This is a genomic window from Ochrobactrum sp. S1502_03 (assembly GCF_044435015.1).
In the GTDB taxonomy this organism is placed as follows: domain Bacteria; phylum Pseudomonadota; class Alphaproteobacteria; order Rhizobiales; family Rhizobiaceae; genus Brucella; species Brucella chromiisoli.
The window spans coordinates 1-11785 of record NZ_JAYEXN010000058.1; the positions used below are offsets into that span (position 1 = coordinate 1).

The window sequence follows — 11785 nt, forward strand, 5'->3', positions numbered from 1 at the left end:
TCTTCCGAAGCGTGGGTCTACATCGCAAACATACGCTTCCTCACGCGGCGCATCGCAAGAGCCTGATATCGTTAAATTCATTATGATTCAGGCTCTTATTATCTTTTGCATATCTCTCTACTATTTTGTCCATGGGGAACGCATCAGCAGCCCTCATAATATCAGACAAGTTTTTTTCTTTAATATTATCAATATATGTCATAATTTTTCTTCCTATAACAATAGCTTTTCAATGAAAAAAGACCTCTTATTATAGAAAAAATGGGGATTTTAAAAAGAACAATATTTATATAACACTTATTTACTCCATAAAATATATTAGCTTCCAGTTTACAGACATCGAAAAACACTCAAGAAAGTGCCCCCTTTAACGGCTTACCCGCCACATAGGTTTCGACGATTGCGCGATCGTCACCCAGTGTTTGCAGTAGGAACAACTCCTGCTCAAGCGTTGCGCCCGCTGCCATGCGCAGGCGCATCGGCGATGTGGCGGATGAATCAAGCACCACAATATCGGCTTCTGTACCCTCGTCGAGCGTACCGATCTTGTCTTCCATCGACAGCGCGCGGGCATTGCCGAGCGTCATCATATAAAATGACTGGAACGGATTGAGGCGATTACCGCGCAATTGCAGAACCTTGTAGCCTTCGTCCATCGTGCGCAGCATCGAAAAACTGGTACCGCCGCCCACATCGGTCGCCACTGCCATGCGCACGCCCGATGCTTTCAGGCGATCACGGTCAAAGAGACCGGAACCGAGAAACAGGTTCGAGGTCGGGCAGAAAACTGCGACCGAGCCAGTCTCGGCCATCACCTTCACTTCGCGTTCTTCGAGATGGATGGAATGGCCAAGCAACGTCTTCTCACCCAGCAAACCATAATGCTCGTAGATGCCAAGATAATCCGGCGCATTTGGATAAAGCGATTTTGTGAATTCGATCTCTTCGTGGTTTTCGGAAAGATGGGTCTGGATGAAGCATTCAGGGTGTTCGCGGGCTAGCGCCTGACTGGCTTCGAGTTGCTCTGGTGTCGAGGTAATCGCAAAGCGCGGTGTGATTACATAATCAAGGCGGTCCTTGCCATGCCAGCGGGCAATCAGTTGCTTGCTGTCATCATAGCCCGATTGAGCGGTATCACAGAGTGCTGACGGCGCATTGCGATCCATCATCACCTTGCCGCCAAGCATACGCATATTGCGATGCTGCGACGCGCGGAAGTAGGCATCGACGCTCTGCGGGTGTACCGAGCAATAGGCGACGGCCGTGGTGGTGCCATGGCGGATCAGTTCGTCCAGAAAGCGCTCAGCGATAAATTCCGCGTGCTGCTCATCGGCGAATTTCTGTTCTGCCACGAATGTATAAGTGTTGAGCCATTCGAGCAGATTGGCCGCATAGGATGCAACAACCTGCGTCTGCGGATAGTGAATATGCGTATCGATGAAACCCGGTAGAATGAGATGCGGGCGATGGTCCGCGACCTGCACGTTGCTGCCTGCCTGAGCGATTACATCGGCATAATCGCCTAAACGCGCAATGCGGCCATTTTCAACCAGTACAGCCCCATCGTCGATATAGCGATAGGATTGAGTATCATCCAGACTTTGCGGTTCGTCGCGAAAACTCAGCACACGGCCACGGATGAGAAGTTTGGTCATTCTTACTTTGCTCCAGAAGTAGCGGATTCATACCAGGATGCGAGCAGCTTGCGCTCATCGATGCTCACACCGGTCACATTGGCAGGCGGCATGGCATGGGAACGCCCAGCCTGCAAATAGATTTCGCGCGCATGGGCTGCAATTTCCCTATCATTTTCAAGCACTACGCCCTTAGGCGGCGCAATAATACCTTCCCAGCCGGGCTCCTTGGCGTGGCACATCGCGCACCGCCCCAGAACTGTGTCCCGCACCTTTTCAAAGTGCGGGTCCGAAATGAAGCTCTGTTGCAGCGATGAAATCTTCTGCTCGCTCGGCTCATCGGTGAGGATTTTTGGCACAGTCGAAAGCCACATGATGACGATGAACAAGAGCACTGTCACAAGCCATGTCCATGTCGGATTGCCTTTGCGAGCATGACGCGTGTTGAACCAGTGGCGGATCGTGACGCCCATCAGGAACACCAGCGAAGCGATGATCCAGTTGAATTCTGTTCCAAACGCCAGCGGATAGTGGTTCGACAGCATCAGGAACAGCACAGGCAGCGTCAGATAGTTGTTATGGGTCGACCGCTGCTTGGCGATCTTGCCGTATTTCGGATCGGGCTTGCGGCCGGCGATGAGATCGGCCACCACAATTTTCTGGTTCGGAATGATGACCATGAACACGTTGGCAGACATGATCGTCGCAGTGAAAGCACCCAGATGCAGGAAAGCTGCGCGACCCGTAAACAGATGCGTATAGCCCCAAGCCATCATCACCAGAATGGCGTAGAGAATGATCATCAGGAGCGTATCGCTCTTGCCGAGCATCAATTTGCAGATGGTGTTATAGGCAATCCAGCCAAAAGCCAGCGAAGCAATCGAAATAGCGATTGCCGTCGGCGCCGATACATCGAGCACATTCGGGTCAACCAGATAAAGATCTGCACCCGCATAATAGACGATGCAGAGCAAAGCAAAGCCCGACAGCCATGTGGCGTAGGATTCCCATTTGAACCATGTCAGATGCTCGGGCATCTCCGCGGGGGCAACCAGATATTTCTGGATGTGATAGAAACCACCACCATGAACCTGCCATTCTTCGCCATAAGCACCAACGGGTAAGCCGGGACGCTGGCGAAGCCCTAAGTCCAGCGCGATGAAATAGAAAGACGAGCCGATCCACGCAATCGCAGTGACCACGTGTAGCCACCGCGCTGCAAAGCCCAGCCAGTCCCAGGCCACAGCAAGATCATACATCCGGCACTCCCATTACTCGTTCCCTTGTTTGTTAGTTTATTATTTGCCAAAGCTTTGCGCCTGTGTGAACGTCGCATCAAGACCATCACTTTCAAAAAAATATATACAATGGTGGAACAAGCGCATGTCTTATCTTGATAATCTGCGTGTTTTTGTGCGCGTTGTCGAATTGGGAAACTTGTCTGCGGCAGGTCGCGACCAGCGCGCATCACCCGCTGTTGCAAGCAATCGAATCAAGGAGTTAGAGAAGCATCTCGGTGTGCGTCTCTTCAACAGAACCACGCGCAAACTCACACCAACCGAGCATGGACGCGTTTTTTATGACGGTGTGGTTAAAATACTGGAAGCTGTAGACGAAGCCGAAGCCGCTGTCGCAGAACTCGCCAAAAATCCAAAAGGATCGATTCGCATTACAGCGCCATTGGGGCTGGGTCGCAGACTGATCGCCGCGGCAATTCCGGAGTTTCACGACAAATATCCGGACATAGAAGTGCGCCTGCGACTATCTGACCACGAGATCGACATCATGAGTGAAAGCGTTGATGTTGCTTTCAAATTAGGCGTTCTGGAAAATTCCAACTTGCGGATGCGCGGCATTTTAAACTGCGAACGCGTGATCTGTGCAGCGCCCGCATATCTCGAAAAACACGGCACGCCTCAATCGCCGGATGAGCTGTTGGGCGATCAACATGATTGCCTTCTGCTGCGCTTTCCCGGCTCAAAAGAGTATTTCTGGTCGTTGCAGACACCGGAAGGCCTGCGCAAGTTTGAAGTCACCGGACCTTACGACTCCGATGATGGCGACGTATTGACGCAATGGGCGCTGAGTGGACGCGGAATCATCAACAAACCGCTGTTTGAGGTGAAGGAATATATCCGCGAAGGGCGGCTGGTTCCAATCCTTGAAAGCACGCCTCCTGCATCCATCCAGCTCGCTGCGATCTATCCGCACAAGCGGTTTCAGGACCCGAAAGTGCGCCTGATCATTGATTTCATGACAGAGCGCTGCCAGCGGCAGATCAAGGAGATTTTGGCTTAAACAAGCTGTAGAACCTTGGTGGAAGTCAGAACAGCAGTCAGCACTTCCGCCGCAGCCAGTGCGGCAATGACTTCCGGTCGCTTGTCTTTCACAAGCGCCCCGCCAACTGGGCATATGAGATTTTCAAATAAATCATCGCTGCCCATTTCTCGTTTCAACCAGCTTTTGAAAGTGGCTTTCTTGGTCTTCGAGCCGATCATGCCGACATAGACCGCATCGCCGCGCTGCAAAGCCTCGGCAACGATCAGAAAATCCAGCGCATGATCATGGGTCAGCACAATAAAGCTGCTTGCCGGAGGAGCCGAACGCACCACCTGTTCCGGCATGGCCGCAAGACAGGTTTCAACGCCGGGGGCATCAACCGCCATCAGTTCCGCTTCACGCGTATCCACCAGAATTACCCGCACAGGTGTCAGCGACAGCGCATAGGCCAGCGCATCGCCGACATGGCCGGCACCGAAAATATAGACATGCGGGCGGGTGGCAATTTCGGCATCGACTTTGGCAATAAGGTCTTCTGCCAGACCACGATTAACCCGCCGGAAGCTTAAAGCCACGCGACCGCCGCAGCATTGGCCAATTTCAGGGCCAAGTGGAATATCCATAGGCGTATCCCTGCCGCCAGCAAGAATTTTTCGGGCGTGGTCAATCGCCATATATTCGAGTTGCCCGCCACCAATGGTGCGGAAGATCATATCGCGCGCAACAAGCATCCACGTGCCCACGTCTCGCGGGGCAGAGCCTTTAACGTCCGCAACTTCCACCAGCACACAATCAGGGCGACGGTTCAGAAAATCCCGAATATCGTCCCGCCTGCCCGACATACCATCAGCCCTTCTGAGACCGCAGCCGTTCAATGGCCATCAACACGCGCTCGGGCGTTGCAGGCGCATCAAGGCGCGGACTGATCTTGTGATCGGCAACGCTCGCCACTGCATCCGACAGCGCATAAAGCACCGACATGCCATGCGGCAGCGGCGGTTCACCAACCGCCTTGGAGCGGTGAATTGTCGGCTCATAAGCCTCCGACCAGTCGGTCAAGGCCACATTGAAAATCTTCGGACGATCTGATGCAAGCGGGATCTTGTAGGTTGACGGGGCATGCGTGCGTAGCCGTCCTTTGTCGTCCCAGACAAGCTCTTCCGTGGTCAACCAGCCCATGCCTTGCACGAAACCGCCCTCCACCTGACCAATATCAATGGCACGGTTGAGCGAGCGGCCCGTATCGTGAAGAATATCCGTGCGTTCGACCACGTATTCACCTGTCAGCGTATCCACCGACACTTCGGAACAGGCTGCGCCATAGGCGTAATAATAGAAGGCGTGGCCTTTCCCCTTGGCGCGATCCCAATGGATTTTCGGCGTCTTGTAATGTCCCGATGCGGACAGCTGCACGCGCCCGATATAGGCTTGTTTGACCAGATCGTTGAAGCTTATTTCCTGATTGCCAACGCGGATACGGTTCGGCAGGAAGACCACCTGATCTTCGGCCACCTGATATTGCTGCGCGGCAAAAGAAATGAGCCGCTTCTTGATCTGACGCGCGGCATCCTGCGCGGCCATCCCATTGAGATCAGCCCCGGACGATGCTGCTGTGGGAGCAGTGTTAGGTACTTTCGCGGTCGTTGTTGCTGTGATCTTCACGCGATCAAGATCAATCTGGAATTCTTCCGCCACCACTTGGGCTACTTTCAGATGAAGCCCCTGCCCCATCTCCGTGCCGCCATGGTTCATATGCACCGAGCCGTCATTATAGACATGCACCAGCGCGCCAGCCTGATTGGATTCCGTCTTGGTGAAGGAAATGCCGAATTTCACCGGAGTCAGTGACATACCGCGTTTGACGTAGCGGCTTTTGGCGTTGAATTCGCGGATTGCCTCGCGGCGCTTCGCGTAATCAGCGCTTTCCTCAAGCTCGGAAACAATACGCTGGATGATGCAGTCTTCCACCTTCTGGTGATAGGGCGTCACATTGCGCGTGCCGTCTGTGCCCATGGCGTCATAGAAATTGAGCTTGCGGATTTCGAGCGGGTCTTTGCCGACCGCGAAAGCCACTTCCTCAATCACGCGCTCGGCACCCACCATGCCCTGCGGACCACCGAAACCACGGAATGCCGTGTTGGACACGGTATTGGTATAAAGCGGTGCGGACTGCGCGTGAACGGCCGGGAAGAAATAGGCGTTATCACAATGAAACAGCGCGCGGTCGCCAACCGGACCAGACAGATCGGCAGAGAAACCCGCATTCAGTGCAAACAGATAATCGACACCGAGAATATTGCCTTCATCATCGAAACCGACTTCATAATCAATCATGAAATCATGCCGCTTACCGGTCGAGGTCATATCCTCATCACGATCAAGACGAACTTTGACGGCGCGCTTGTGTTTTTTGGCAGCAATCGCGGCAATCGCTGCCCATTGATTGGCCTGCGTTTCCTTGCCGCCAAAACCGCCACCCATGCGCCGCACTTCCACCGTCACCGAGTGGCTTGGCACGCCAAGCGCGTGGGCGACCAGATGCTGCGTTTCACTTGGGCCTTGCGTGGAGCAATAGATGGTCACATCGTCATCTTCGCCGGGGATTGCAAGCGAAGCCTGCCCTTCGAGATAGAAGTGATCCTGTCCGCCGATTTTCATACGTGCTTTGACCTTGCGCGGTGCTTCATCGATGGCCTTGCGGGCATCGCCACGATTGAGCGTCAGCGGCGTGAAAACCAGCTTGTCTTTATAGCCGTCGAGGCCGGAAATCGAAAACAGGCCCGTCATTTCTTCATAGTCGATCTTTGCAAGACGTGCTGCACGGCGCGCCTGATCACGCGTGCGGGCCACAACCGCAAAAATCGGCTGGCCATGGAACTGCACGTTATCGACCGCGAAGATCGGATCGTCATGCATTCCCGATGGTGAGACATCGTTTTCGCCGGGCACATCCTGATAGGTGAGTACATCGACGACACCGGGAGCAGCGCGCACGGAAGACAAATCAACGCCAGTGATTTTGCCATGCGCAACAGTTGAGAAGCCAACACCAATATGAAGGGTGCCTTCAGGCTCCGGTATATCGTCGATATAAACTGCTTCGCCCGTCACATGCTTGTGGGCCGAGTCATGGCGCTGATCGGTGGCAACGCCGCCCTTGATACGGCTCGCTTTGATTGCGTTTGCAGGATGCTTGTTCATGTCATCCTCCTTATGCAGCGACAACGTTTGGTTTACGCAAAGGTTCGCTCTCGCCTTGCGTTTCAGCATAGAAACGGCGGAGCAAATTCTTCGCAACCAGCAGACGGTATTCTGCTGTAGCGCGCATATCGGTCAGAGGCTGATAGTCGAGGCCATAGGATTTAATTGCGGCTTCAACGCTCTCCTCATTCCAAGGTTTACCCGTCAACGCTGCTTCCACATTGAGTGCGCGTTTTGGCGTTGCAGCCATACCGCCATAGGCGATGCGGATGGAGGCGACATTGCCCTCAGCGTCAAGTCCAAGATGGAAAGCGCCAAGCGTTGCGGTGATGTCTTCTTCAAAGCGCTTGGAAATTTTATGAATGGCGAACTGGCTGTCTGCCACTGGTAGCGGCACATGCACAGCCTCCACAAACTCGCCCGGCTGCCGATCCTGTTTGCCGTATGCAATGAAAAAATCTTGCAGCGCAATAGTGCGGCGTTCTGCACCTCTGCGCATTGTCAGCTTTGCATCAAGCGCGATCAATGGCGGTGGCGTGTCGCCAATCGGAGACCCATTGGCGATGTTGCCACCAATCGTGCCCATGTTGCGCACCTGCTCGCCGCCAATCCGATTGATGAGATTTCCCAGCGCCGGAATGCGTTTTGCAAGAACCGAGAAAGCTTCCGTATAGGTTACGCCCGCGCCGATACTGATAACGCCATTTTCTTCGCTGATTGTGCGCAGTTCATTGAGATGCCCAATAAAGATGACCGGCGAAATATCGCGCATCATCTTCGTGACCCAAAGGCCGACATCGGTTGAACCGGCAACGATTGTCGCCTTCGGTTCATTTGCATAAACAGTGGCAAAATCATTGAGGTCGGCAGGGACGACCAGACGGTCTTTGCCACTCCCAACCTCAACCCGCGCACCATCACGCAAGGCCGTCAGTTGGCGGAACACATGCGCACGCTCAACAGCAAGCGCATCATCCATCAACGTGCCATAATCGGAAATCGCCCGCGCTGCACGTATAATGGCCTCATAGCCGGTGCAGCGGCAGAGATTGCCTTGCAGCGCCTTTTCGATCTCAGCATCCACAGGCTTTGGATTGCGCATCCACAGCGCATAAAGCGACATGACGAAGCCCGGCGTGCAGAAGCCGCATTGCGAGCCGTGAAAATCGATCATCGCCTTTTGCACCGGATGCAGGCCACCGTCGGAGCCGCGCAAATGCTCAATGGTCACGATATGACAACTATCCAGCGAACCCACGAAGCGGATGCAGGCATTCACGCTTTCATAGACGAGTTCGTTACCCACGATCTTGCCGACCAGCACCGTGCAGGCACCGCAATCGCCCTCACCGCAACCTTCCTTGCTGCCACGCAGTTTGCGCGACAAACGCAGATGATCGAGCAGGGTTTCTGTCGGCGAAACACGGTCGAGCTCAACTGTCTCGCCGTTCAGCAGAAAGCGGATTGTGTGTCTGACTGCTTGACCCATACCGCTTAACTCCCGCGATAGGTTGAATAAGAAAACGGCGAAACCAGAAGCGGCACATGATAATGCGCCTTTTCGTCAGAAATACCAAAACGCAATGGCACCACATCCAGAAACGGGATCACACCGTCCCTTTTGCCGAAATATTCACCGACATGGAAAAGCAGCTCATATGAACCAGAATGGAGCGCATCGCCCGCAAGCAGCGGTTCACCGCAGCGACCATCCGCATTGGTGCGAATTTCGCGCAAGATTTCTGCCTGCTGATTCTCGATCCGGCGCAATTCGATGCGCAGATTTGCCGCTGGTTTACCATTGACCGTATCAAGGACATGCGTCGTTAACCGGCCCTGACCGCTTGCTTGGCTTCCCATTTTTACTCCTGCCGCCTGCACGATTCTTCCGACATTACCGTTAGAACCATTGCAAGCACTTGTTTTTGTGTGATTTATTTCACGCAACACGTGAGTGTTTGCGAACCACACTTGTTCCCTATTGTGAGTATTTACCGAAGTTATGTCTTGGGAAAGATGATAATCGTTGGATGTCTTTCAAAATTTTGAGGGGGAATGGTCGGCGTAAATCTTTATTATCATAAGCAAAACAGACAAAAATCGAGGGAATTCCACATGAGTTATCCGCGCAATCTGGTTGGCTATGGCCGCAACACACCAGACCCACGCTGGCCGGGTGGGGCAAATATCGCCGTGCAGTTCGTCGTCAACTACGAAGAAGGTGGTGAAAGCTGCATCCTTGATGGCGATCCCGCATCCGAATGCCTGCTTTCGGAAATCGTCGGCGCGCAGGCATGGAACGGTCAGCGCAACCTCAACATGGAATCGATCTACGAATATGGTGCCCGATCCGGCTTCTGGCGTTTGTGGCGCGCATTCACGCGACGCAACATGCCGGTAACCGTCTATGGCGTGACCCTTGCCATGGAGCGCAATCCCGAAGCCATCAGCGCCATGAAGGAAGCCGACTGGGAAATTGCCAGCCACGGTCTGCGCTGGTGGGAATATAAGGATGTTCCCGAAGAGGTGGAGCGCGAACACATTCGCGAAGCTGTGCGCCTGCATACCGAAATTACAGGCTCGCGCCCACTCGGCATCTATCAGGGCAAGCCATCGGATAACACGCTGAAGCTGGTGATGGAGGAAGGCGGCTTTCTCTATTCAGCCGATTCCTATGCCGATGAATTGCCTTACTGGGTAAAGGGGCCAAAAGGTCCGCATCTGATCGTGCCTTATACACTTGATACAAATGACATGCGCTTTGCCACGCCACAGGGCTTTAACTCCGGCGATCAGTTCTACACCTATCTCAAAGACACATTCGACGTGCTTTACCGCGAAGGTGCAGAAGGTGCGCCGAAGATGATGTCGATTGGCCTGCATTGCCGCCTCGTCGGTCGTCCGGGCCGTGTAGCGGCACTTGAACGCTTCCTCGATTATGTGCAAAGCCACGACAAGGTCTGGGTTGCCAAGCGCGTCGATATTGCGCGTCACTGGCATGAGCATCACAAGCCAAAGCAGGCCGATGTCCTACCCTCCAAGGCCAGCAAGGCCGACTTTGTTGCGCGCTATGGCGGGATTTTCGAGCATTCGCCATGGATTGCCGAACGCGCCTATGACATGGGTCTGACGGAACTGGCCGATTCTGCATCCGGTCTTCATACGGTTCTGGTCCGCGCATTCCGCGCTGCATCAGACGATGAAAAGCTCGGTGTTTTACGCGCCCATCCCGATCTTGCAGGAAAGCTTGCGGCGGCGAAGCGTCTGACACCGGAATCCACATCTGAGCAAGCATCTGCGGGCCTTGATGCTTTGAGCGATGACGAGCGCAAGACTTTCACCGAACTCAACGACGCCTATACGCAGAAATTCGGCTTTCCTTTCATCATTGCGGTCAAGGGACGCAACAAGAAGGAAATTCTCGACGCTTTCAAACGGCGTGTTGAAAATTCGAAACAAGCGGAGCTGGAAACCGCGTGTGAACAGGTCGAGCGCATCGCGCTGCTGCGGCTCAAAGATATTCTTCCCGAAACACTATATTGATCAGAGGCAACAATGAGCCGTAATTATTACGCACCGACCGGTGGCCTGCCGCCACAGACGCAAATTCTGACTGATCGGGCCATGTTCACTGAAGCCTATGCGGTCATTCCGAAAGGCACATTCAGCGATATCGTCACAAGCTTCCTGCCCTTCTGGGACAAGACGCGTCTATGGATCATTGCCCGCCCACTCTCGGGCTTTGCGGAGACTTTCTCGCAATATATCATGGAAGTACAACCCGGCGGCGGCAGCGACCGTGCGGAACTCGATGACGCCGCACAAGGCGTACTGTTTGTTGTCGAAGGTGAAATCACGGTTACGCTTGCGGGCAAGGATCATGTGTTGAGCGAAGGCGGATACGCCTATCTGCCGCCCAAGAGCGGCTGGACGCTTCGCAACAATTCAGGCGCTGTCGCACGCTTCCACTGGGTGCGAAAGGCTTACGAATATGTCGACGGCCTCGACGTGCCGGAGCCGCTTTTTCTTAATGAGAAGAACATCGCACCGACACCGATGCCCGACACCAACGGCGCATGGACAACAACGCGCTTTGTTGACCCGAACGATCTGCGTCACGACATGCATGTGACCGTCGTCACATTTGAGCCGGGTGGCGTGATCCCGTTCGCCGAAACCCATGTGATGGAACACGGGCTTTATGTGCTGGAAGGCAAGGCCGTCTATCGGCTCAATCAGGACTGGGTGGAAGTGGAAGCCGGTGATTTCATGTGGCTGCGCGCCTTCTGCCCGCAGGCTTGTTATGCTGGTGGTCCGGGAAAATTCCGCTATCTGCTTTATAAAGACGTCAACCGCCATATGAAGCTATCGCGTTAAAAGTAGAAACGGCGGGCCAAAAGCCCGCCGCTGCCATGCCTGACTGGAGATCAGATAAACTTTGCGCAGTCCTTCTACGCTGTTCAATGGCATTCTCTATATAGCTTGTATTTTCAGTTAAAAATAATCACATATAGTTTATTTTGATCATTCAACCCAAAATCAAAGTAAAAATACAATTTATTGCTATTATTTCTTAGTGCCCGACTCAAAATTCAAGCTTTGCGATACGGCGTGTCATTCGCCTGATGGATGCTATGAACATCCATGCCTCTGCTGAGGCGATAGAGGCT

General features: G+C 53.7%; 10 protein-coding genes. 3 read left to right on the forward strand and 7 right to left on the reverse strand.

What is annotated here, in order from left to right:
- Positions 1-40: 40 nt before the first annotated feature.
- The 3 genes from VBH83_RS18675 to VBH83_RS18685 all read right to left on the reverse strand — a co-directional run bounded on the left by VBH83_RS18675 (position 41) and on the right by VBH83_RS18685 (position 2893).
- Positions 41-202: a hypothetical protein gene (locus tag VBH83_RS18675; RefSeq protein ID WP_396999011.1), complete on the reverse strand. Its 162-nt coding sequence runs from the start codon at positions 200-202 to the stop codon at positions 41-43.
- Positions 203-350: 148 nt separating this feature from the next.
- Positions 351-1655: a guanine deaminase gene (gene guaD, locus VBH83_RS18680; protein WP_396999012.1), complete on the reverse strand. Its 1305-nt coding sequence runs from the start codon at positions 1653-1655 to the stop codon at positions 351-353.
- Between the two features lie 2 nt (positions 1656-1657).
- Positions 1658-2893, reverse strand: coding sequence for a urate hydroxylase PuuD (locus VBH83_RS18685; protein ID WP_265983003.1), 1236 nt, complete (start codon positions 2891-2893; stop codon positions 1658-1660).
- 124 nt (positions 2894-3017) lie between these two features.
- Between VBH83_RS18685 and VBH83_RS18690 the strand changes: the two genes are divergently transcribed.
- Positions 3018-3932, forward strand: coding sequence for a LysR family transcriptional regulator (locus VBH83_RS18690; RefSeq protein WP_265983002.1), 915 nt, complete (start codon positions 3018-3020; stop codon positions 3930-3932).
- On the opposite strand, the gene xdhC is transcribed toward VBH83_RS18690, so the two are convergent.
- Genes xdhC through uraH form a run of 4 tightly spaced genes read right to left on the reverse strand, consistent with a single transcriptional unit; the run spans position 3929 to position 8975 of the window.
- A complete protein-coding gene (gene xdhC, locus VBH83_RS18695) occupies positions 3929-4756 on the reverse strand; it encodes a xanthine dehydrogenase accessory protein XdhC (RefSeq protein WP_265983001.1) in 828 nt (275 codons plus the stop codon). The genes VBH83_RS18690 and xdhC overlap by 4 nt on opposite strands.
- Positions 4757-4760: 4 nt before the next feature.
- Complete coding sequence (xdhB, locus tag VBH83_RS18700) at positions 4761-7115, reverse strand: xanthine dehydrogenase molybdopterin binding subunit (protein ID WP_265983000.1); 2355 nt, start codon at positions 7113-7115, stop codon at positions 4761-4763.
- A 10-nt stretch (positions 7116-7125) separates the two neighbouring features.
- Complete coding sequence (gene xdhA, locus VBH83_RS18705; protein WP_265982999.1) at positions 7126-8604, reverse strand: xanthine dehydrogenase small subunit; 1479 nt, start codon at positions 8602-8604, stop codon at positions 7126-7128.
- 5 nt (positions 8605-8609) lie between these two features.
- On the reverse strand, positions 8610-8975 hold the full coding sequence (gene uraH / locus VBH83_RS18710) for a hydroxyisourate hydrolase (RefSeq protein ID WP_265982998.1): 366 nt from the start codon (positions 8973-8975) through the stop codon (positions 8610-8612).
- A gap of 255 nt (positions 8976-9230) precedes the next feature.
- Between uraH and puuE the strand changes: the two genes are divergently transcribed.
- On the forward strand, positions 9231-10658 hold the full coding sequence (puuE, locus tag VBH83_RS18715; RefSeq protein WP_396999013.1) for an allantoinase PuuE: 1428 nt from the start codon (positions 9231-9233) through the stop codon (positions 10656-10658).
- Positions 10659-10670: 12 nt separating this feature from the next.
- Complete coding sequence (locus VBH83_RS18720) at positions 10671-11492, forward strand: bifunctional allantoicase/(S)-ureidoglycine aminohydrolase (protein ID WP_396999014.1); 822 nt, start codon at positions 10671-10673, stop codon at positions 11490-11492.
- Positions 11493-11785 lie beyond the last annotated feature (293 nt).